General features: G+C 34.9%; 19 protein-coding genes. 18 read left to right on the forward strand and 1 reads right to left on the reverse strand.

Translation table 11 applies throughout. The features are described 5' to 3' along the window. Nucleotides 1–24 precede the first annotated feature (24 nt). The 7 genes from ACOMCU_RS10330 (at nt 25) to ACOMCU_RS10360 (ending at nt 10,403) form a co-directional block, all read left to right on the forward strand. Nucleotides 25–876 (forward strand): MetQ/NlpA family ABC transporter substrate-binding protein, encoded by an 852-nt coding sequence (locus ACOMCU_RS10330; protein ID WP_010857445.1) that lies wholly within the window; start codon nt 25–27, stop codon nt 874–876. A 264-nt stretch (nt 877–1,140) separates the two neighbouring features. Then, nucleotides 1,141–1,974, forward strand: a complete 834-nt coding sequence (locus tag ACOMCU_RS10335) for an amidase (RefSeq protein WP_421050118.1) — start codon at nt 1,141–1,143, stop codon at nt 1,972–1,974. A 760-nt stretch (nt 1,975–2,734) separates the two neighbouring features. Further along, on the forward strand, nt 2,735–3,631 hold the full coding sequence (locus ACOMCU_RS10340; RefSeq protein ID WP_010857447.1) for a response regulator: 897 nt from the start codon (nt 2,735–2,737) through the stop codon (nt 3,629–3,631). 2 nt (nt 3,632–3,633) lie between these two features. Further along, nucleotides 3,634–4,677, forward strand: a complete 1,044-nt coding sequence (locus ACOMCU_RS10345; protein WP_010857448.1) for a HEAT repeat domain-containing protein — start codon at nt 3,634–3,636, stop codon at nt 4,675–4,677. Further along, on the forward strand, nt 4,674–6,098 hold the full coding sequence (locus tag ACOMCU_RS10350) for a glycosyltransferase family 2 protein (RefSeq protein WP_010857449.1): 1,425 nt from the start codon (nt 4,674–4,676) through the stop codon (nt 6,096–6,098). The genes ACOMCU_RS10345 and ACOMCU_RS10350 overlap by 4 nt, the downstream gene beginning before the upstream one ends. Next, nucleotides 6,095–9,286, forward strand: a complete 3,192-nt coding sequence (locus ACOMCU_RS10355) for a hypothetical protein (RefSeq protein ID WP_421050119.1) — start codon at nt 6,095–6,097, stop codon at nt 9,284–9,286. The genes ACOMCU_RS10350 and ACOMCU_RS10355 overlap by 4 nt, the downstream gene beginning before the upstream one ends. Before the next feature lie 22 nt (nt 9,287–9,308). After that, nucleotides 9,309–10,403: a polysaccharide deacetylase family protein gene (locus ACOMCU_RS10360; RefSeq protein ID WP_421050120.1), complete on the forward strand. Its 1,095-nt coding sequence runs from the start codon at nt 9,309–9,311 to the stop codon at nt 10,401–10,403. Between the two features lie 216 nt (nt 10,404–10,619). Here ACOMCU_RS10360 and ACOMCU_RS10365 read toward each other — a convergent pair whose 3' ends face one another. Continuing rightward, nucleotides 10,620–11,522: a LysR family transcriptional regulator gene (locus ACOMCU_RS10365; RefSeq protein ID WP_010857452.1), complete on the reverse strand. Its 903-nt coding sequence runs from the start codon at nt 11,520–11,522 to the stop codon at nt 10,620–10,622. A 589-nt stretch (nt 11,523–12,111) separates the two neighbouring features. On the opposite strand from ACOMCU_RS10365, the gene sufC reads away from it, so the two are divergent. The 11 genes from sufC to ACOMCU_RS10420 all read left to right on the forward strand — a co-directional run bounded on the left by sufC (nt 12,112) and on the right by ACOMCU_RS10420 (nt 22,464). Further along, entirely contained in the window at nt 12,112–12,897 is a 786-nt protein-coding gene (gene sufC, locus ACOMCU_RS10370) for a Fe-S cluster assembly ATPase SufC (RefSeq protein WP_196228903.1), read from the forward strand. An 18-nt stretch (nt 12,898–12,915) separates the two neighbouring features. Then, entirely contained in the window at nt 12,916–14,223 is a 1,308-nt protein-coding gene (gene sufD / locus ACOMCU_RS10375) for a Fe-S cluster assembly protein SufD (RefSeq protein ID WP_010857454.1), read from the forward strand. After that, nucleotides 14,223–15,452, forward strand: coding sequence for a cysteine desulfurase (locus ACOMCU_RS10380; protein WP_010857455.1), 1,230 nt, complete (start codon nt 14,223–14,225; stop codon nt 15,450–15,452). Before sufD ends, ACOMCU_RS10380 begins: the two co-directional genes overlap by 1 nt. Continuing rightward, nucleotides 15,442–15,870: a Fe-S cluster assembly sulfur transfer protein SufU gene (sufU, locus tag ACOMCU_RS10385; RefSeq protein ID WP_010857456.1), complete on the forward strand. Its 429-nt coding sequence runs from the start codon at nt 15,442–15,444 to the stop codon at nt 15,868–15,870. Before ACOMCU_RS10380 ends, sufU begins: the two co-directional genes overlap by 11 nt. A gap of 130 nt (nt 15,871–16,000) precedes the next feature. Beyond that, nucleotides 16,001–17,398 carry a Fe-S cluster assembly protein SufB gene (gene sufB / locus ACOMCU_RS10390; RefSeq protein WP_010857457.1) on the forward strand — a complete coding sequence of 466 codons (1,398 nt, stop codon included), beginning with the start codon at nt 16,001–16,003 and terminating at the stop codon, nt 17,396–17,398. 302 nt (nt 17,399–17,700) lie between these two features. Continuing rightward, on the forward strand, nt 17,701–18,138 hold the full coding sequence (locus tag ACOMCU_RS10395; RefSeq protein WP_036130960.1) for an Rrf2 family transcriptional regulator: 438 nt from the start codon (nt 17,701–17,703) through the stop codon (nt 18,136–18,138). A gap of 89 nt (nt 18,139–18,227) precedes the next feature. After that, the gene (locus tag ACOMCU_RS10400; protein WP_010857459.1) at nt 18,228–18,827 is read left to right on the forward strand and encodes a DsbA family oxidoreductase; all 600 of its coding nucleotides are present in this window, start codon (nt 18,228–18,230) and stop codon (nt 18,825–18,827) included. Nucleotides 18,828–19,015: 188 nt separating this feature from the next. Beyond that, nucleotides 19,016–19,618 (forward strand): nitroreductase family protein, encoded by a 603-nt coding sequence (locus ACOMCU_RS10405; protein WP_421050121.1) that lies wholly within the window; start codon nt 19,016–19,018, stop codon nt 19,616–19,618. Between the two features lie 241 nt (nt 19,619–19,859). Then, nucleotides 19,860–21,293, forward strand: a complete 1,434-nt coding sequence (locus ACOMCU_RS10410; protein WP_421050122.1) for an ABC transporter permease — start codon at nt 19,860–19,862, stop codon at nt 21,291–21,293. A 9-nt stretch (nt 21,294–21,302) separates the two neighbouring features. Further along, on the forward strand, nt 21,303–21,980 hold the full coding sequence (locus ACOMCU_RS10415) for an ABC transporter ATP-binding protein (protein ID WP_010857462.1): 678 nt from the start codon (nt 21,303–21,305) through the stop codon (nt 21,978–21,980). Nucleotides 21,981–22,104: 124 nt separating this feature from the next. After that, nucleotides 22,105–22,464 carry a hypothetical protein gene (locus ACOMCU_RS10420; RefSeq protein WP_010857463.1) on the forward strand — a complete coding sequence of 120 codons (360 nt, stop codon included), beginning with the start codon at nt 22,105–22,107 and terminating at the stop codon, nt 22,462–22,464. The last annotated feature ends 419 nt before the right edge of the window (nt 22,465–22,883 follow it).

The following is a 22,883-nucleotide window of genomic DNA, read 5'->3' on the forward strand; positions in this document are numbered from 1 at the left end:
CAAGATAAAAGGGAGTGTAAACAAATGAAGAAGTTTTTAGCAGGTTTATTCTTATCAGTCCTTGTACTAGCTCTAGCAGCTTGTGGTGCCGATAAAAAAGAAGATGCAGGTTCAACAACTGGAGATAAAGCAGACGATAAGGAAAATGTAACATTAACTGTAGGTGCATCTAATACACCACATGCAGTCATCTTAGAAGAAGCAAAATCAATTTTAGCTGAACAAGGTATTGATCTAAAAATTGAAACGTATACAGATTATGTACTACCAAACCAAGATTTAGAATCTAAAACTCTTGATGCAAACTATTTCCAACATATTCCTTACTTAGATTTACAAATCAAAGATAATGGTTATGATTTCGTCAATGCTGGCGGTGTTCACATCGAGCCAATCGGAATTTACTCTAAAAAATATAAGACTCTTGAGGACCTGCCAGAAGGTGCAACGATCTTACTTTCTAACTCTGTTTCAGACCACGGCCGTATGCTGTCATTATTAGAAGCTAAAGGCTTAATTAAATTAAAAGAGGGTATCGACAAAACAGCAGCTGAAATCAAAGACATCGCAGAAAATCCTAAAAACTTTAAATTCGATGCAAATACTGCACCAGAAATGCTGGTACAAATGTTTGAAAATGAAGAAGGCGACGCAGTTCTTATCAACTCGAACTTCGCAATTGATAACGGTTTAAACCCAACGGAAGATGCAATCTCTCTTGAAGATAAAGAGTCACCATATGTAAACATTATCGCAGTACGCGCTGGCGATGAAACAAAACCAGGAATAAAAAAATTATTAGAAGTATTAACGTCTAAAGAAATCCAAGACTTCATCATTGAAGAGTGGAAGGGCGCAGTTGTACCAGTTAAGTAATTTATTTTAGTAAAGAGTATATGATTAAATAGTACAAACTTTGGTTTGTACTATTTTTTTTGTAAAAATAGAGATAGGTTGCACATTCCTTTAAGACAAAATTCCTACTTTATGAGGAACAATAATAAAAAGAAATATATCCTTCTTTTTGTTTATTTCTATTTTTGAAAATTTTCGGTACGGTATAACTAGTTTGAACGAATGGGGCTGTGTAAAATTATTAATAGTCGAAAGTTTAAGTTGGTAATCATATGCATATTATTTATGTCACTGAATAGTACAACTATAAAGGCAGATAGTATTACAGAAGATGAACGTTCTACATGGATTTGGAATCCGTGGATACTTGTGGATAACGAAATTGATACATTACAATTTTTGGAAAACAAACAAATAAACAAAGTTTATTTGCAAATTGATTATGAAATATCAAGAAGCGTTTATCAAAGCTTTATTGAAAAGGCTACAGCGAAAAACATCCTAATATACGCACTTGCTGGGGAAACTTATTGGATTACAGAGAATGGCATGGAGTATCAAAATCAACTTATGGATTGGCTTGAGCTTTATCAACGTGAAGCAACCGAGGCACAACGTTTTTTAGGAATACATTTAGATATTGAGCCATATGATACAAATATTTGGTCTACAAAACAAACAATCGCGATTCAAACTTATCAACAGTTAGTTATACATGCTAAAAAGAAAGCACGACCATTAAAATTAACACTAGAATTAGATATACCTTTTTGGTATGACGAAATCTCATATGAGACTAAATATGGTAAAGGTATTTTATCAGAATGGTTAATTAACTATTCAGATGGTGTGACGATAATGGCTTATCGAGATAATTCACAGGACATTATACAAATCGTAAAAAATGAAATTGAATATGCTAAACGAATGGATAAAAAAGTTGTTGTAGGTGTTGAAACTTTGAAGTCAGCAGAGGGCGACTTAGTTAGCTTCTCAGAAGAAGGAGAAGCATATATGGATCGACAATTGAAAAAAGTTCAAAAACATTTTTTTAAAAAACAGAGCTTTAAAGGTATTGCAATCCACCATCTTGAAAGTTGGATGGAAATGCGACCGTAAATGCCAGTTAGTCTTAACGGCTATTCAATTAATCGGGACAAAGTTGTCTTGTAATCAGCAATAAAAGGGCATTTTCCTTCATTTGTTCGTTGTCATAAAAGGAAAGAATCTGCAAAACTTCCTCGTCTTATCTGAGGAATGCAGCAGATTTTTTCTTTTATTTAATGCAATTTTTTTAATTTTTTATTTGTTTAGAATTTGTTTAGAATTTGTTTAGTTCGAACTGTTATATTCTTATAAAAGGATACTAATATGATATACTGTAAAACGTTGAAAAAGCTCATAACCACATCAAGTAAAAAGCAATATCCTACCTTTATCTTATCTCCAAAAAAGCACATATTAATATATAAATATAACTAGTACGTATTAGTGTGATAGTTAATTATTTTTTCTTCTTTCGGTAGTTTTGCTGCCAAAGCGGAGCGTCAGATACAGAATACTACTTGTACCTCTATACAGAAATTTCTAGAAGCAGTCATACTCATTTGATAATAAGGTTTTTTAAATATAGCTATGTTTGTTTTTTATTTATTGTTTAGAATGAATGAAAAATTGTTGAGCCTATACAAATTTGTTATAGAGGATATTATATTAAAAATCGTCAATTTTTTGTGGAATATATTCTCCTTATTTAACAGTAATGAATGAATTAAAAAGAAGGGAATTTGATGAAAATATGACGAAAAACACCTATTGATCATAATAGTTCCACAGTGCAAATAAATATCATATTAAGAAAATGTAAGAGGAGTATAGGATGGACACTTTAATTAAAGCGACACAAAAAGTAAATATTTCTAATGAAAGTTATATTGTACCAATTTTCGATGTGTTAAAGGCAAATGTTATTCGTTCACATATGGAATTGACAGTTATTTTTTTAAAGGCAACTGTAACCGACCCCCATCAAAATAATATGATTGAAGATTTAGAAGAACAAATTGCTCATTTTCTTGTATCCGAAGTTCGGAATACCGATATGCTTTTTAGGTTAGAGGGAAGTTTACGATGGGGAATTTTGTTACCACAAAATGGTGAGGAGGAGGGAAAAGCATTTTTAAATCGAATTTTTCAACTCGTAATAAATGAGAACTTCCCTTTAAAAATCGATTCAACTTTTACATTTCAGGGAATTATTGTAGAGGTTAAAAATGATCAAGTAATGTTTGAAGATTTAAAAGATAAACAGTTTGAAGTTTTTAGTCAACTATCAGAACCTTGGAAAATCGAAATCGTGACGAGCTTTAAGGCACAACCAATTAAAAAAGTGAAAGTAAGTATTTTAGAGGAAAATACTATTTTTAGCGAAGTATTAGAATTGACAGTTCAAAAAATGGTAGTAGATCACTTTCAATTGGAAACAAAAATATTTTCAGATGGGCACGAATTTTTACAGTCAGATTGGTATTTATCTGGACATACGCATATTGTCATTATGAATGATATTTTGCCTCGTAAAAATGGCCTCAATGTCTTGCACACATTAAGGCAAATGGCTAATCAAAAGAAATTTATTATTTATATGATGACAAATAGAAAGTCTCAGGGAGATATGATCTATGCATATGAAAGTGGCGTTGATGAGTATTTAATTAAGCCATTCGATTTAAATTTATTTCAAGCACAATTAAAACGAACATTTGCGAGGTTATGATTATGATTGAATTATCTATTCAATTATTATTATATATTATTGCTATTCTCTTAGTATTTTGCGGTGTAGCAATGATTTATTTAATCTATCAAAGAGGGTATGAAGAAAGAAAGAAGCATGAGATTGAAAAGTATATACAAAAAACAAAAATAATTTGGCAGGAGTACTTTCTAGAGGACGACCAATTTACTGTTACGCTAATTCCTAAAAATAAAAATCAAATATTAGCGGTAGAACACATATTTTTATCGTATTTAAGAAATATTTCCAATCCGATTATTCAACAAAAAATATATAATTTTGCACAAATGTATTTAAAGGACTATTACCAAAATGAATTAAAATCCAAAAACGGGAGTAAGAAAATGAATGCAATGTACCGCATTGCTGATTTCCATATAAAAGAGCTTATCAGTACTTGCGAAGTATCCATTAAACACAAACATTCTATAGAAGTATTTCAGCTATTAAAAATATATTCTATTCTTGAAAAAGAAAAATTTATACATGAAATATTGCTATGTAATTATTCTTTTTCAGAAAGTGAATATAAAAAGTTATTTTCATATTTAGATGTAGAAATGCTCCAACAATTTATGGGGAAATTGGAAAATTTACATCAAGCGGCACAATATGCTTTGATTGATACAATTGCAGCAAAAGGCAGTATGGAAGTTATAGAGGGACTTGAGGAATTATTAGCAAGTGAGGATACTGAAATTCGCATTCGGACTCTTAGAGGACTAGAAAGAATTGGGGTTATCCGAGATTTAGAGACGTATATTCCATTTGTTAATTCGTCAATATGGGAAGAAAGATTAATGGTCGCAAAATTATTTAAGTATGCACCTTTAACATATACTTCCGGGCATTTAGAAAAATTGTTACAAGATAGTAATTGGTGGGTGCGGTCACAAGCAGCAAGTACGATAATTGAAGATCCCAGAGGTTATCAGAGATTAAAAAAATTCATTGAAACAACAAATGACCAATATGCAATTGATATGGCTAATGAAGTATTAGAAAAAAGGATGCGTGCAGTATGATTATACTTGACTATTTAATGTGGTTTTTTGGTGGGTTAATCATAATTTATATGCTACTGGTTATAGTAACGTATGGACTTATGTTCTTCTTTGCCTTTTTTAAGCTACGAAAAGAATATAGGCTTGATCACACTGAAATGGATGATACGTATATTGATGCGTTTTATTCTAAACCAGTATCTGTAATTATACCTGCTTATAATGAAGAAGTAGGTATTGTGGATAGTATTCATTCTCTACTTAGTTTACACTATCCAGAATTTGAAATAATCATTGTCAATGATGGTTCTACTGATCGTACTCAAGAAATAGTTATTGAGCATTTTCAAATGCAAAAAATTGAAAAAGTAATAAAGATGGAAATCCCAGCAAGTCCTATTAATCAAATCTATCAATCACAAATTCACCCAAATTGTTTTTTAGTAGAGAAAGAGAATGGTGGAAAGGCAGATGCTTTGAATGTAGGCATTAATGTGGCAAGATATCCTTATTTTTGTTCTGTTGATGGAGATTCAATTCTGGAGAGTACATCTTTATTACGTTTAATGAAACCCATTGCCTTATCTGATGGTGAGGTAATTGCGGCAGGAGGAAATGTTCAAATTGCCAATGGAATGAATATGCAACTTGGCTCCATTTTAGAAACAAACTTATCTAAAAATTATTTAGTTACTATGCAAATTATTGAATACTTTAGAGCTTTTTTAATAGGACGAATTACGCTAAGTAAATTTAACTTGGTTTTAATTATTTCAGGTGCATTTAGTCTGTTTTCAAAAAAATGGGTAGTAGAAGCAGGTGGCTATACTAAAAGTATGATTGGTGAAGATATGGAGCTCGTAGTAAAACTGCATCAATATATCCGTAAAAAGAAAGAAAATAAACGTATTGAATTTGTAGAGAACCCTGTTTGTTGGACAGAGGCACCAGAAACAATGGCTGTTTTAAGGCGACAAAGAAGAAGGTGGCATCAAGGATTATTAGAGAGTTTATGGAGTCATAAAACAATGACTTTTAATCCAAAATATGGAGGTATTGGGTTATTATCCTTCCCCTATTTTTGGCTCATTGAAGGCTTAGGACCGATTGTCGAACTTGGTGGGTATATTTATATTGTTTTTGCTTTTTTCTTAGGTGACATCTATTATGAGATAGCCATTTTGCTACTTTTATCATTTGTACTGTATGGTGTTGTATTTTCAATAATGGCTGTGTTATTTGAAGCATGGAGCAAAAATAAAACATTCAAGGTTGCTGACTTAATACGTATGATGTTACTAAGTTTTACAGAAATGTTTTGGTATCGTCCTATTACACTTATTTGGCGTTGTGAAGGTCTTTTGAACTTTTTAGTAAGAAGACGAGAGTGGGGCAAAATGGATCGTAAAGGTATTTCAAGCAAGGAGCAAGAATCGATATGAAGCGTATTTATTTGGGAATTATAGTAGTGTTATTACTTATAGTGATACCAATTGCTCTTTGGTTTGTGTCACCTAATAAACAACTGAATGTTGCAATCATTGATAAAACAGTGAAGGATGAATCATATCGAGAGCATTTAGGGTTAACTTGGCTATTAAATTTTTTGAAGTACGAACATAAAGAAGGTCAATATGATGAATCCAAGGATTATTTTGGGACAATTCCAGATGAACAAAATAACAGTGTGTCTACTTCTCAAATGCCAAAGGATTACAAAGATTATGATGTAATTTATTTAGCGGATACGTACGGTGTCTATGAAGATGATCTCAACCCGAAGCAAGAAAGATTGGGGGCACGCACAAAGAAAATTGTTGGTGGATTAGAATCGCAAGAATGGGATGCTATGATGAAACGTTTAACTAGTGCCGAAAAAAGTTTATTTATTGCAGAATTTAACTCTATTGCATCACCAACGTCTCCTGAAGTGCGAAATCAAGTGCTAGATTATTTGAAAATAGATTGGTCTGGCTGGATTGGTCGCTATTTTGAAGAATTAGATTATAGAAAAAATAATGAAATTCCACAATGGGTTGTTGATAAATTTAAGGATGACTGGAAATATGAAGGTGGGGGCTTCATATTAGTAAATGACTTTACAGATGAGGTTTTTGTTTTAGAATTAAATAAACATATTGATAAAGAAGGTATTTATCTTAACTTCATTAAAGCAGGACAAAAGTTCTTGAATGTTTCATCAAGCACACGATATGATTACTGGTTTGATATTGTTACGGCGCAAAATGAGCAAGATGTTTTAGCGAATTATGAGTGGAGTTTAACTGATGAAGGAGAAAAATTATTAAATGAACATGATGTTCCTCTTTCATTCGCAGCCGTTGTTTCAGGTGAACAAAAAAATGCTACAAAATATTATTTTGCAGGCGATTTTAATGATATGAATAAAGTGCCATTTTTCTATAAGATGAAAGGGCTAGCATCAGTCTATAAAGTTTTACAAAATTTTTCAGATGATGCTTTCTATTGGTCAGCATATGTACCGATGATGAAGTCTATTTTGGAAGAATTCGAGAAAAAAGAAGTTAAGCAGAAATCTGACGGTTCATCAATAAATAATTTAGGTTATAATGCACGTATTAATGATCAAACATTTGAAATTTTAAAGGATGGGCAATGGGAAGCTATCACCCTCAAAGGCGTTAATATGGGGATGGGAAAACCAGGTTATTTCCCTGGAGAGGCGGCCATTACGGAAGATGAATATTATCGCTGGTTCCAACAGATTGGTAAAATGAATGCCAATACAATCCGAGTCTATACGTTACATCCACCTGGCTTTTATAGAGCTTTAAAAAGATATAATGAAGAAGCAGAAAATCCTTTATATGTGCTACATGGAGTGTGGATTGAAGAAGAAGGTTTAGAGGAAACTTTAGATGCTTATGATCCTGCAACGCTTGAGAAATTCCGAGCAGAAATGAAAACCCTTGTAGATGTCATTCACGGTAATAAATATGTAGAGCACGTAGTAGGACATGCATCTGGTTATTATGATACGGATGTTTCACAGTATATAATCGGTTGGGTTATTGGTATCGAATGGTACCCTCATATGGTGAACGGAACAAATGAAAAGCATGCTACTATTGGACAATATGATGGTGTTTATTTCCAAACAAAAAATGCTTCCCCATTTGAATATTGGATTGCAGAACAAATGGATTATATTACGCAATATGAACAAAATAATTATGGCTGGATGCATCCTATGAGCTTTACAAACTGGGTTACAACAGATTTATTAGATCATCCATCTGAGCCGAATACAGATGAAGATATTGCAAGTGTTAATCCGAATGTCGTTTATACGAAAGGGTTAGCGAAACAAACAGGTCAATTTGCATCGTACCATGTGTATCCATACTATCCAGATTTCTTTAACTATGATCAAAAATACTTGTCGTATGTGGATCATCGTGGAGAAAAAAATAGTTATGCAGGCTATTTAGCAGAATTACACGCTGCACATCGTATGCCAATATTAATCGCTGAGTTTGGAATCCCTGGTTCACGTGGTTTAACCCATGATAATCCATATGGCTGGACTCAGGGATTTGTATCAGAGCGGGAGCAAGGTGAAATATTAACCCATCTGTTTGAGGATATTATGGCAGAGGATTTACTTGGCGGATTAGTATTTACTTGGCAAGATGAGTGGTTTAAACGTACTTGGAATACGATGGACTATGATAATCCAAACCAACGCCCTTATTGGTCTAATGCACAAACAAATGAACAACAATTTGGTTTACTAAGCTTTGATCGGCATAAGGTACAGGTTGACGGAGATATATCAGAATGGAAAGCTCCCCTTTTATATAAACAGCAAAAAAACAAGCCTTCAATGAGCGTTGATTATGATGAAAGATACTTGTACCTCCAATTAAAAGGAGATGTACTCAATAAAATATCTACTACTCAAATTCTATTAGATGTTATGCCGAATCAGGGAAAAACAGCAAAATCAGATTTGAAAGGAGTAACGTTCAAAAATGGCATTGAGTTTGTTGTCGAGCTTAATAAGAATAAGGAGTCACGTATCGTCATCGATCCTTATTATGATTTCTATTCTTATTTATATGGACATGAATTAAAGCTTATCGACATTCCATCTTCAAGTGTTATGAAAAAGAACACTACGTTCAGTCCGATTTACTATGCTTTAAATAAAGAGCTATACTTGCCAGAACAGGATATAGCTGTACCTTTTTCAGCATATGAAACAGGCAAATTAATAGAGGGAAATGGTAATCCGAAGGCAGAGGATTATAATTCTCTTGTCGATTATAATTGGAGCGACAAAGGAACTATAGAATTACGTATTCCTTGGTTACTTCTTCAATCAAAGGATCCCAGTCATAAAGAATTTATAGGGGATTTCTATAAAGAAAACGGAGAAGTATCAGTTTTTGTAGATAAAATAAATATAGGTGCATTGTTTGTTAATGATAAGCATGAGGTTGTATCTTCATTGCCAGAGATTGAAAAAGGTGTACTTAATCAATTGCATAGTTATACATGGGATAATTGGAATCTGCCTAAAACTGAAGAACGGTTAAAAAATTCCTATGGCATTATGAAAGAAACATTTAAGAGATTTGAATAGTGGTTTAAAGGAGAGAGAAAGATTGATTCAGTGGAGAAAGATTATCGTTATATTAGCGATACCATTTGTGCTTTTATGCATAAATGGTATAACTATAACGAAAGCGGAATCTTTTATAGAGCAACAAGAAATTACAGATTTAAATAAGGAATGGACGATTACATTTAACCATCCAATTAATAAAGCATCGATTACTAGCTCTTCAATTACGATTAAAGATGAAGCAGGAAATGATTTTCCGACTACATTAGAGTTTAATAAAAATAAAGTTAAAGTGAAGCCTAAAAACTCATACGAAAACTATACGACATATACTTTAAATGTCCAAAATAATATTGAAAATGATCAATCAAATCGCTTGAAAAATAGTTTCAAGTTGATTTTTACTACCAATTTTGCAATTGAGGATATTAAAAAAATCACGCCTTTAAATACTTCTGATTATTACGGACAGGCACTTGTAACACTATCCTATGACGATGGCTATCGAGATTGGTATGATAAAGCACTACCACTCCATTCGAAATATAATATGCCTGGAACTTTTAATATTATCGGTGATAAATTGTACTCAGATGATGAAATTTATATGACATCATCTCAAGTATGGGTTGCACATGATTTAGGTTTAGAAATTGCATCGCATACACAAAATCATGTTTTTCTAACAAAAAAATCAGTGGACGATATTCGTTATGAATTTGCTGAAAGCATAAATACAATCGAATCTTTACTAGGCAAAGGTGTCGTTTCAACTGTTGCGATTCCTTATTCCGATTATAATGAAGAAGTAAGGAAAATTGCTATGCAATATTTCGACGGTATTCGTGTATTAGGTAGAGAAACGAATATACCTAATAATTATGATCCGTACTGGTTAAAATCATATGCTATTACAAATACAACAGAATTTTCAGATGTGAAACAATGGATTGATAAAGCGGTTGCTGAGAAATCTTGGGTCATTATTATGTTGCACGGTATTAAAGAAGATCGATTGGAAGAGTATGAAACAACGCCAGAAATTTTAGAACAGATGATGAAATATATTAATGGATTAGGTAAAGATTCTATTTTACCAGTAAATACAAAGGAAGGATTACAGCTTACAAAATAAAAAAACTGAATCCAAAAATCAGCAGCAGTTTATGTTTTGGTTATGTGTGTCTAGCATACAACTTGAACGTAACGAATGAAGCTTATCCTTTGCTAAGCCACAAATTCTCTAAGTAGTAAATTGAAAAAGGAACCTTAAAGAAGACACATTGCCATTCAAATTTAATGGGGTTTAGAATTGACGAAGGGAAAAAAATCGCCGTAAACGGCGATTTTTTTATTGGAATTGCGAAAGTCGTGAAAAGAAGTTTTTGACGAAGTCTAAGAATATTTTTTCGGAAGGCGCAATTTCACGGTTAACTGGTGAGATAATTCCCACAGTTCTAGGTATTGTGGGAGACTCGATTGGCACTTTTACCGTAAATCGAGCGGCTGAATCGTATAGTGAGCTTTCTGGTAATAAGCTGACCCCGATTCCAGCGGCCACGAGGCCTTTTAGTGCATCTAAGTCCTCTCCTTGTGAAATGACATTTGGTGAAAAGCCAGCTGCACGGCATGCATCCATTGCGACTTTATGTAAAATATAGCCGTCTGGGAATAACACAAATAGATCATTGCGTAATTCAGCCAGCTGAATACTTTCTTTTTTAGCTAATGGGTGGTTTGCTGGTAGTAGTGCCGCAATATTTTCAGTAAATAAAACGGTTGATTGAATAGTCTCATCTTTTGGTGGAAGCGGCCCAAGGAATGCTAAGTTTAACTCACGGTTTTTGACAGCATCTATTAAGAAACGATAAGAGCCTTGACGGAGCTGGAATTGTAAGTCGGGGTATTCACGCTTAAAGGCCGAAATAACGGTTGGTAGTACATAACTAGCTAAGCTTGTTGGAAAACCAATTTTAATAGTACCTTTTGCTGGATCCAAGTATTCTTCTACCTGCTTGGCAGCAAAATCAATTGCTTTTAAGGCAGTAATTGTATGTTCAAGAAAAGTTCTTCCAATCGGTGTCAATTTTACATTTCGTCCGACACGTTCAAAAAGTGGTGTACCTAATTCATCTTCTAAATTGGCAATTTGACGGCTAATTGCTGATTGTGCAACATGAAGATGTTCTGCGGCTTCTGAAATATGCTCACGTTCAGCCACTTCAACAAAATAACGTAATTGACGTAACTCCACTTGATACTCACCTCTATTTATCGAAAAATACGATTGTTTATATTGTAATTATATAATATTTAGTATTAAAAATAACTGTAAACATGTAGATAAGCTAAATAAAAGTTAAATAGATGTTTAGAACTGCTTAGCTTTTAGTTACGCTAGGAGTTATTTTGTGTGGAATCTCAGTGTAATTTCTTAGCAAAATAGTTGGAGGACAAAAATACTTGAACTAGTACTCTATAATTTTTCTTCTCTGTAATTGATTCCATTCTAAAGAAAAAGGATATAGTATAGATATTGTTGTTTATGCAAAATGTCACAAAACCGCTACAATTAGCGCTTCCTGATAGGTTTCCACTATGTTGCTAGATGAAATCCATTCTCAATTAGTTATATTTTATTGAAAATGAAGTAAGTTGATTCTCATTGTCAGCATCCTTTAGCAATAAACTGAAAATGCTTACAAAGTCTTTGTTTTGCAAGATGTCATTAGAGAAGTTGGAAAGTGATTGAAATGGTTTGCATAGAGAACGATTTTCAGTTAAGATTAGAATGATGATAATTAAGGAATGGTTCCCCATTCAATGAACACACTATGGAGGTAATTTTAATGTCAACTTTAGTAATTAAAGATCTTCACGTTGAAATCGACGGGAAAGAGATTTTAAAAGGCGTAAACCTTACAATCAATACAAATGAAATCCATGCAATCATGGGACCAAATGGTACGGGTAAATCTACATTAGCTTCTGCTATTATGGGTCACCCTAAATACGAAGTAACTTCTGGTACAGTTGAGCTTGATGGCGAAAACGTACTTGAAATGGAAGTAGACGAACGTGCACAAGCTGGATTATTCCTAGCAATGCAGTACCCATCAGAAATTGCTGGTGTTACAAATGCAGACTTCTTACGCTCAGCTATCAATGCTCGTCGTGAAGAAGGCGATGAAATTTCACTGATGAAATTCATCCGCGAATTAGATAAAAACATGGAATTCCTTGAAATGCATGAAGATATGGCACAACGCTACTTAAACGAAGGTTTCTCAGGCGGTGAGAAAAAACGTAACGAAATTCTTCAGTTAATGATGATTAAGCCAGCATTTGCAATTTTAGATGAAATCGACTCTGGTCTTGATATTGATGCACTGAAAGTTGTATCTAAAGGCATTAACGCAATGCGTGGCGAAGGCTTTGGATGCTTGATGATTACACACTATCAACGTTTACTGAACTACATTACGCCTGATCATGTACACGTAATGATGCAAGGTCGTGTTGTAAAATCTGGTGGAGCAGAGCTAGCTCAACGCTTAGAAGCAGAAGGCTATGACTGGATTAAAAGAGAACTAGGTATCGAAGAAGAAACAGAAGAACAAGAAGCATAAGAAGGAGGACGAACTAGCATGACAGTGGAAATTAACTTGCCTGTAACTGTACAGGACGTGCGCTCGTTCTCTGAAGCTAATGGTGAACCAACTTGGTTTACAGAGTTTCGCGCGGCAGCACTAGACAAAGCAGCTGGTTTAGAAATGCCAAAACCAGATAAAACAAATATTACAAAATGGGATTTCATGAACTTCCCAACGCACACAGTAGAAAGTGAAGGTTTTGCTTCACTTGATGCACTACCAGAAGAAGCTAAAGGCTTAATTGACCTTGAAGCACAAGAAAACTTATATATCCAACGCAATAACACACCAGCATTCATTAAAACATCACAGGAACTTTCTGATAAAGGTGTTATTTTTACAGATATGTTAACTGCTGTACGTGAACATGGTGAGCTTCTTAAAAAGTATTTCATGACTGAAGCAGTAAAAGTTGATGAACATAAATTAACAGCGCTTCACGCAGCACTTGTTAATGGAGGCGTATTCGTCTACGTACCAAAAAATGTAATTATCGAACAGCCGCTACAAGTGGTATTCTTAAATGATAATGCAGATGCTTCACTTTATAACCACGTATTAGTGGTAGCTGAAGCAAATGCTGCTGTAACATATGTTGAAACATACATTTCAACAGTTGAAGAAGCAAAGGGCCAAGCTAACATCATTGCAGAAGTCGTTGTTCAAGATAATGCACAAGTAACTTACGGTGCGGTTGATGTACTAGCAAAAGGTTATACTACTTATGTTAATCGTCGTGGACGTTTAGCACGTGACGGAAAAATTGACTGGGCACTTGGTTTAATGAATGATTCAGATACTATTTCTGAAAACATTACACACCTGATTGGTGATGGTTCTCATGCTGATACAAAAACAGTAGTAGTTGGTCGTGGAGAACAAAAACTAAACTTCACAACTGAAGTTCGTCACTGGGGTAAAAATTCAAATGGTCACATCTTAAAACATGGTGTGATGAAAGACGCAGCACAATCAATCTTTAACGGTATTGGCTATATTGAGCACGGTGCAACAAAAGCCGACGCACAACAAGAATCACGCGTGTTAATGCTTTCTGAAAAAGCACGTGGCGATGCTAACCCGATTCTTTTAATCGATGAAGACGATGTAACAGCAGGACACGCAGCATCTGTTGGCCGAGTAGATCCACTTCAATTATATTATTTAATGAGCCGTGGTATCTCGAAAACAGAAGCAGAGCGCCTTGTTATCCATGGATTCCTTGCGCCAGTTGTTACGCAATTACCAATTGAGGGCGTTCAAAAGCAACTGACGGAGGTTATCGAAAGGAAAGTTCGCTAATGATGAATAAAGACATTAAAAGCTATTTCCCCATTTTAAATCAGGAAGTCAACGGACATAAGCTCGTTTACCTGGATAGCGCTGCAACTTCACAAAAGCCTATTCAAGTAATTGAAGCGATGAAGCATTATTATGAATTTGATAACTCAAATGTTCACCGTGGTGTGCATACATTAGGGAACCGTGCAACAGATAAATATGAAGGTGCGCGTGACAAGGTTCGTAATTTTATTAATGCTAAAACAACAGAAGAAATCATTTTCACTCGCGGTACAACAACTGCGTTGAATACTGTAGCATCTAGTTATGGTCGTGCCAATATTGTAGAAGGCGATGAGATTGTCATCACTCATATGGAGCACCATTCAAACATTATTCCTTGGCAGCAACTTGCGAAAGAAAAAAATGCAACATTAAAATATATTGAACTTGAGGCAGATGGTACCCTTAACCTAGATAAAGTACGTGCGACGATGACACCGAAAACAAAAATTGTTTCAGTGTCAATGGCGTCCAATGTTCTTGGTACCATTAATCCTATTAAAGAGATTGCTCAAATTGCACATGCTAATGGTGCAGTAATGGTAGCAGATTGTGCACAAGCAGCACCACATATGAAAATTGATGTGCAAGATTTAGATGTGGATTTCTTAGGATTTTCAGGACATAAAATGTGCGGCCCGACTGGAATAGGTGTACTATATGGTAAAAAAGAGCACCTTGAAAAGATGGAGCCAATTGAATTTGGTGGCGAAATGATCGACTTTGTTGGACTTCATGATTCAACGTGGAAGGAACTACCTTGGAAATTTGAAGGTGGAACACCGATTATTGCAGGTGCCATTGGTTTAGGTGCTGCCATTGATTTCTTAAATGAAATAGGGCTTGATCAGATTGCGCAGCATGAACATAAACTGGTAGGCTATGCAATGGATCAGCTTGAAACAATTGAGGGACTTAAAATTTTTGGTCCACGTGATCCAATGAAGCGTTGTGGCCTTGTTACATTTAACTTAGACGATGTACATCCACATGATGTAGCAACAGTTCTAGACATGAATGGTATCGCTGTTCGTGCAGGACACCATTGCGCACAGCCACTAATGAAATGTCTTCAACAAGTAGCGACAGCGCGGGCAAGTTTCTATCTGTATAACTCAGAGGAAGATATTGACCGACTAGTTACAGGGTTGCGTTCTGCGAAGGAGTATTTTGGCGATGTCTTTTAATAATTTAGATCAACTATACCGTTCAGTCATTATGGATCACTATAAAAATCCTCGTAATAAGGGATCTTTAGAAACAGATGCTGTAACGATTGATATGAACAATCCGACCTGTGGCGACCGTATTCACTTAACGCTAAAAGTGACTGATGGCGTTGTAGAAGATGCGAAGTTTGATGGTGAAGGCTGTTCAATTTCGATGTCTTCTGCATCAATGATGACACAAATTATCAAAGGGAAAAAAGTAGATGAAGCATTAGAGCTAGCTGACATTTTCTCTAAAATGATGATGGGCGAAGAATACAGCGAAAAATACGACCTAGAGGATGTTGAGGCACTACAAGGTGTTTCTCAATTTCCTGCACGTATAAAATGCGCGACATTGGCTTGGAAAGCAATGGAAAAAGGCGTAAAAGAATAAACGAACTAAAGCATCCATTATCCCCTTAAAGCACTGGATTTCAGCTTCACTTGAGGGATCGAAGCAATCTTTAGGGGATGGCGACTTTAGACTAGATAAAGAACATTAATTCGTGAACGGAGGAGAAATAATGGCTAAAAAAATGCCTGATATTGGCGATTACAAATACGGATTCCATGACAAGGACGTATCAATTTTCCGTTCAAAACGTGGTTTAACTGAAGAAATCGTCCGTGAAATTTCAAATATGAAACAAGAGCCAGAGTGGATGCTTGAATACCGCTTAAAAGCACTTGAAACTTTCTATGCAAAACCAATGCCACAGTGGGGTGGCGAACTCGGCGATTTAGACTTTGATGAAATTACGTATTACGTAAAACCATCAGAAGCAACACAAAAATCTTGGGATGAAGTACCTGAAGAAATCAAAGCAACTTTTGACAAATTAGGCATTCCAGAAGCAGAACAAAAATATCTTGCAGGTGTATCAGCTCAATATGAATCTGAGGTAGTATACCACAACATGAAACAAGATCTTGAAGATATGGGAATTGTCTTTAAAGATACAGACTCAGCACTTCGTGAAAACGAAGACATCTTCAAAAAATATTGGGGTACAGTGATTCCTTACTCTGACAATAAGTTCTCTGCTCTTAACTCAGCAGTATGGTCAGGTGGTTCATTTATCTATGTACCACCAGGTGTAAAAGTGGAAACACCTCTTCAAGCTTACTTCCGAATTAACTCTGAAAACATGGGGCAATTCGAACGTACGTTAATTATCGTAGACGAAGGTGCACACGTACACTATGTTGAAGGTTGTACAGCACCTGTTTACACAACGAACTCTTTACACTCAGCGGTAGTAGAAATTGTTGTACGTAAAGATGCATACTGCCGTTATACAACGATTCAAAACTGGGCGAACAACGTTTACAACCTAGTAACAAAACGTACAATTGTTGAAGCAAACGGTACAATGGAATGGATCGACGGTAACATTGGTTCTAAATTAACAATGAAATACCCAGCTTGTATCCTTAAAGGAGAAGGCGCTCGTGGTATGACGTTATCAATCGCATTAGCAGGTAAAGGACAACATCAACATGCTGGAGCGAAAATGATTCACTTAGCGCCAAATACGTCTTCCACAATCGTATCTAAATCGATTGCAAAACAAGGTGGTAAAGTAACATATATGGGTCAAGTACGTTTCGGTCCTAAAGCGAGTGGCGCACGTGCGAACATTGAATGTGATACGTTAATCATGGATAACGAATCTACTTCAGATACAATTCCATACAACGAAATTTTAAATGATAATGTTTCTTTAGAGCATGAAGCGAAAGTTTCGAAAGTATCAGAAGAACAATTATTCTACTTAATGTCTCGTGGTATTTCTGAAGAAGAAGCGACAGAAATGATCGTTATGGGCTTCATCGAGCCATTCACAAAAGAATTACCAATGGAATATGCAGTAGAAATGAACCGTCTTATCAAGTTCGAGATGGAAGGTTCAATCGGATAACACAACAAAACCCTTGTCACAACAATGTTTGTGACAAGGGTTTTTTTTATAAAACTTGGGGGATTATTCAACAAATTGACATTATGAAGAATTTGCCTTTGTCTTGTAAGCTGACCTGGTAACCTCTTAAAATATATTCTTCGCTTTACGACTCTGCAAAGGTTTAGAAATGGCCTGTTTGTCTAAAGCTAATCACACATCTTTTGTTTGAAGTCACTTATCAGTCAACAATTATTTTATCGTTAGGTGGTTGACATTTTTATTAGCTGTAACTATAATAGTTACAACAGGAGGTGCTAAATATAAAAATTAGTAGTCGTTTTACAATGGCTGTTCATATTTTATCAATTTTAAAACACAATCCATCAACTGTGTGTACTTCTGAATACATGGCAGAAAGCGTAAATACAAATCCAGTAGTGATTAGGAAAATTGTCTCCTATCTTAAAAAGGCAGGTCTTGTGCAAGTGCGTCGTGGAATGGGAGGAGCATTTTTACTGAAAGATTTACATCTTATTCCGTTGTTAGATGTGTATCGTGCTGTTGAAGTTGTAGAAGAAGATAGATTATTTCATTTTCATGATCAACCGAATCCTAATTGTCCTATAGGTGCAAATATCCAATCTGTTTTAGAACTAATACTAGTTCAAGCACAGGAGGCCATGGAACAAGTTTTAAAAAACATCACAATGGAACATGTAGTGACATCGTTAATAGATGAAATCCATAACAAACAGTAATGTGAATGCATTCATTTTAGAGAATGCATATTTATTTGCAATAGTTGTAACCAAAATAGTTACAACTATAGAGAAAGTGGGGACTTAAGATGACACTAAAAATTAAAGCCTATTCGGATTTTATATGTCCCTTTTGTTTTTTAGGAAAAGGGCCATTAGATGAGCTTGTAAAAGAAAAAGATGTTGAAGTAGAATGGATGCCATTTGAATTACGTCCTACCCCTTTTCCGAAAATCGACCCATGGAAAGAACCCGAAAAATTAGGGTCATGGGATTCTTTTATACTTCCTACTGCGAAAAAGCTTGGAATCGAAATGCGTTTACCACGTGTTTCCCCGCATCCATACACGCATGTAGCTTTTGAAGGATATCAATTCGCAAAAGAACAAGGAAAAGGAAATGAATTTCATCATAGAGTCTTTACTGCGTTTTTCCAGGAAGAACAAAATATTGAGGACATTGAAGTATTAACACATTTGGCGAGCGAAGTAGGTCTCCCGAGCGATTATTTTAAAGAAGCTTTACTTTCAGGGAAATATCGCGAAGTCCATCAAAAGGCTTTAAATCATGCATATGAAGAAGCAAATATTACGGCTGTTCCGACGCTAATCATTGGTGATGAAGTGATCCAAGGATTAGCTAGTAAAGAAAGATTAGCGCAAATCATCGATAAACAATTAGCAAAATAAACAAAATCATGACAATGTGTAAGTGGCTTAGCTATTAGTGATGAACCAGTAAGAGGTTGTTCCAAAAGAAAAACAATATGCTTAGAGGTATCATATTATTTTTTGATACAAAGGTAAAAAAGAGGTTTGAAGACTGTTTAGACAGCCCATCATAAAAATAAATCAGTTAAAACTTGGAGGAATTTAAAATGTCAGTAACTACATCAAATGTAAAAGAAGCAATTATCAACCGTCGTTCAATTCGTAAAGTGAAAAAGAACGAAACAATCACTAAAGAAAGAATCAATGAACTGTTAAAAACAGCTGTACATGCACCATCATCTTTTAATATGCAAAGTGCACGTGTCGTTGTAGTGATGGATAAGGAGCATGATAAGTTCTGGAATATTGTAAAAGAAACACTACGCTTACGTGTTCCAGAAGAAAGCTTTGCTGCTACTGTAGAAAGACTACAAGGATTTAAAGATGGAGTAGGAACAATTCTATTCTTTGAAAATCAAGCAACAATAAAACAAATGCAAGAAAACGCACCATCATATAAAGAGCAATTCCCATATTGGTCACATCAAGGAAGTGCAATGTTACAATACGCTACATGGTTATCTTTAACTGCTGAAGGCATTGGAGCATCAATACAGCACTATAACCCAATTATTGATGAGGAAGTAAAACAAACTTGGGATATCCCAGGTGAATGGAGCTTAATAGCACAAATGCCATTTGGTGAACCAAATGAACAACCAGGAGAAAAAACAGCATTACCTTATGAAGATATTGTGAGATTTTATTAATATTAAAAAAACAATTTACAACACTAAATAATGATTTAAACGTAAAGGCACCCTATATAGTAGACCATAAAAGTTTACTTTATAGGGTGTTTTTTGTTATTCCAAGTGAAATCTTTATTTAGAGAAGCGCTATAGAGCTCTTCACATAAACTCTTTGATATCTCCAGATAAACTTCGAATTATCTTCATATAAGCTTCAGATTGCTCTTATATAGTTAGAGTTAACAAGGAGGTAATGTAAATGAATTTTATCAAACGTGCAGTTTTGAGTGTCAAAGCAAGAAAGGGGAAATCGCTAATTTTATTCGCCGTATTTTTAGTTGTCGCTAATTTAGTATTAGCGGGATTTGCCATACAAAATGTCTCAAAGACTGCAAATGATCTAGCTAGACAAAAGTTAGGAGTTGACGTGAGTCTTAGGTTGGACGAGGAAAAACTGATGCAAAATGTAGCGAAACAGCGAGAAGAAAATCCAGGTGGGAGAATAAAACATCCGGAGCTTTCTGCAGAAGAAGCAGACCAATTAGCTAAATTATCATACGTAGAAGATTTTAATTATCTAAAAAGTGAGATGCTTGTTGCGGACGGTTACACACCCGTTAATGCTGACAAAGGTGGAGAGGCAGTAGGTGGATCGGTAGGGGGCAATAATAATGGCAGCATGAAAATGCCAGATACTTTCTTTCAAGGTGTGAGAAGTTCTGATTTATTGAAGGATTTTAAAGAGGGAACAAATAAAATTGTTGAGGGACGCCCAATAACACCAGAAGATAAGAATAAGAAAGTAGTCTTGATTGAAGAACGGTTAGCAGAACAAAACGAGCTTCAAGTTGGTGATAAGTTAAAGATCAAATCAACTGATGAAGTTTCGAAAGTGGAATTGGAAATTGTAGGAATTTACAAAAATTCTGACATAACTAACTTTGAGGAATCATTACCACCAATGATGCATCCATCAAATAGAGTGTATGCCAATTATGATTCGATGAAAGAATTTAATGAAAATGATAATGTCAATGATACAACAATTAACGAAGCAATTTACTTCTTAAAAGATCCCGAAAGTATTGCGGATTTTAAAGCAGAAGGAAAGAAAACAACTATTGATTTTGATTTATTTAAATTAGATGCACATGATGCGTTGTATCAAAAAATGGTAGGCCCTATTGAGAATATAGCCTCCACTTCAAAGTGGATCGTATACTTAGTTTCGATTAGTGGTTCCATCATTTTAGGTTTAATAATTATGTTGACAATAAAAGAGCGACGGAAAGAACTCGGGATTTTATTGGCAATTGGTGAGAAAAAAAGAAAATTAGTTGGACAACTTTTAGTAGAAGTATTATGTGTAGCTGTATTAGCATTTGGCATTTCGATAATTACAGGTGAAACAGTATCTCAAAAAATGGGAGACAGTTTATTACAGAAAGAAGTTATTGCTTCTGAAGAGCAACAACAAGAATCAAATAATCTAGGGTTCTCGTTTGGTATGATGAATGGCCAAGATAAAAACAAAGATGTGGATCCTATTGACAATATAGATGTAAGTATATCATCCCAAGATGTCTTGAATTTAGGGGGATTAGGTCTATTAATTGTGGTTTTATCAACACTTCTTCCAGCATTATCGATTCTTCGATTAAATCCAAAAGAAATTTTATTAAAAGATGAATAGGAGAGACTAATGGATACTATTTTACAGTTTAGAAATTTACAATACTATTATCAAAGTAATAATAAGAAAAACACGCTTTTAGAGAATGTAAATTTTACGTTTGAAGCGGGGTGCTTTTATAGCATTTTAGGACCATCAGGGTCAGGAAAAACAACAGCCCTTAGCTTAGCAAGTGGATTAGATAATCCAAAAGAAGGACATGTGCTCTACAAAGGAAAAGATATACGAAAGATTGGACTAAATACTTATCGAAATAAATACGTTTCGATAATCTTTCAATCATATAATCTCATTACGTATATGACTGCTCTTCAAAATGTAGTCACGGCAATGGAAATTACAGGGGTTAATGTGAAAGATAAAAAGGGAAGAGCGCTAGAGTTATTAGGAAAAGTTGGCTTAACGGAAGTAGAAGCAAAACGAAAGGTATTACAATTAAGCGGTGGTCAACAACAGCGTGTAGCAATTGCTCGTGCATTATCTAGCAATGTAGATTTATTAATTGCTGATGAACCGACTGGGAATCTCGATGAGAAGACTTCTGTGGAAATTGTTGAGTTATTTAAAGATCTAGCCCATAAAGAAAATAAATGCATCATTGTCGTCACGCATTCTCAGGAAGTAGCTAAACAATCAGATAAAGTAGTGTATCTTGAAAAAAGAAATTTAGTTTGCAAAAATTTGTAGGGGAAATAGATAATAAAACCTTTATCAAAACTCGTTTTGATAAAGGTTTTAAAATATACTAGCGGCCAACCAATCGATATAAACAACTTTTAATAATCTAGAAAATTAAAAAGGAGAGTTAACAATGTGGGGAAAACTAGCATTTTCCATTGGGTTAGTGTCAATGGGAATAGTAATTGGTTCGTTAACGAATTTGGTGAATTTAAGTGGGAGTGAAGAATCGAATCCATGCGAAGCAAATATGCAGCAAGATAATAGAATACAAAATCCAGGAGAGATGAAACCTGAACAGTTTGGGGAGTATAGTCCAGGTCCAGGAGAGATGAGGCCAGAACAATGGGGGGAATATGACCTAAATCAAGAAATGATACCAGAACAGTGGGATGAGAACTCTTCAAATCCAAGAGAAATGTCACCAGAACAACCGGGAAATGACGCTCTAAACCAAGATGGCACTATGTCAGGAGCAGCGTCTCCTAACTAATATTTATAGATTAGTTTAATAAATTTCTGTCGAGACATCTAGTAAAAAAAATACACCCTAAAGAGAGCGATGTAAAAGTGACTATACCATCTTTAATAAAATCTTCATCATAGTATAAACCAACCATTAATAAGCTTTTTATGCAGAAAATAGTTATTTAAACGCTGCTTACTAAAAACTCGCTTCTTGGGCATGGCAATTATACTAGTTGATTGGAGCGCAGGCGGCGACTTCTGCGGGAATAGCATGAACTGAAGGCCCCGCAGGAGCGTAGCGACGAGGAGACTGAAGCCGTGCCCGCGAAAAGCGTCCGCCGTAGCAGAAATCAACGGATTCATATAAATACTTCTATTTGAAAAGAAATAAGAATTTAAACAAACTACTCTATTTTTTGAGTTTGTCTACAATCTGAAGATAGG

Origin of the sequence: Lysinibacillus sp. UGB7, from assembly GCF_049058285.1 — a bacterium.
Lineage (GTDB): Bacteria > Bacillota > Bacilli > Bacillales_A > Planococcaceae > Lysinibacillus > Lysinibacillus sphaericus_B.

Coding starts and splice junctions, on each gene's coding strand:
- sufU (WP_010857456.1), top strand. CDS start 15,442: ATGTCTTTTAATAATTTAGATCAACTATACCGTTCAGTCATTATGGAT.
- ACOMCU_RS10415 (WP_010857462.1), top strand. CDS start 21,303: ATGGATACTATTTTACAGTTTAGAAATTTACAATACTATTATCAAAGT.
- ACOMCU_RS10420 (WP_010857463.1), top strand. CDS start 22,105: ATGTGGGGAAAACTAGCATTTTCCATTGGGTTAGTGTCAATGGGAATA.
- ACOMCU_RS10340 (WP_010857447.1), top strand. CDS start 2,735: ATGGACACTTTAATTAAAGCGACACAAAAAGTAAATATTTCTAATGAA.
- ACOMCU_RS10410 (WP_421050122.1), top strand. CDS start 19,860: ATGAATTTTATCAAACGTGCAGTTTTGAGTGTCAAAGCAAGAAAGGGG.
- ACOMCU_RS10380 (WP_010857455.1), top strand. CDS start 14,223: ATGATGAATAAAGACATTAAAAGCTATTTCCCCATTTTAAATCAGGAA.
- ACOMCU_RS10330 (WP_010857445.1), top strand. CDS start 25: ATGAAGAAGTTTTTAGCAGGTTTATTCTTATCAGTCCTTGTACTAGCT.
- ACOMCU_RS10350 (WP_010857449.1), top strand. CDS start 4,674: ATGATTATACTTGACTATTTAATGTGGTTTTTTGGTGGGTTAATCATA.
- ACOMCU_RS10345 (WP_010857448.1), top strand. CDS start 3,634: ATGATTGAATTATCTATTCAATTATTATTATATATTATTGCTATTCTC.
- ACOMCU_RS10355 (WP_421050119.1), top strand. CDS start 6,095: ATGAAGCGTATTTATTTGGGAATTATAGTAGTGTTATTACTTATAGTG.
- sufD (WP_010857454.1), top strand. CDS start 12,916: ATGACAGTGGAAATTAACTTGCCTGTAACTGTACAGGACGTGCGCTCG.
- ACOMCU_RS10405 (WP_421050121.1), top strand. CDS start 19,016: ATGTCAGTAACTACATCAAATGTAAAAGAAGCAATTATCAACCGTCGT.
- ACOMCU_RS10335 (WP_421050118.1), top strand. CDS start 1,141: ATGTCACTGAATAGTACAACTATAAAGGCAGATAGTATTACAGAAGAT.
- ACOMCU_RS10400 (WP_010857459.1), top strand. CDS start 18,228: ATGACACTAAAAATTAAAGCCTATTCGGATTTTATATGTCCCTTTTGT.
- sufB (WP_010857457.1), top strand. CDS start 16,001: ATGGCTAAAAAAATGCCTGATATTGGCGATTACAAATACGGATTCCAT.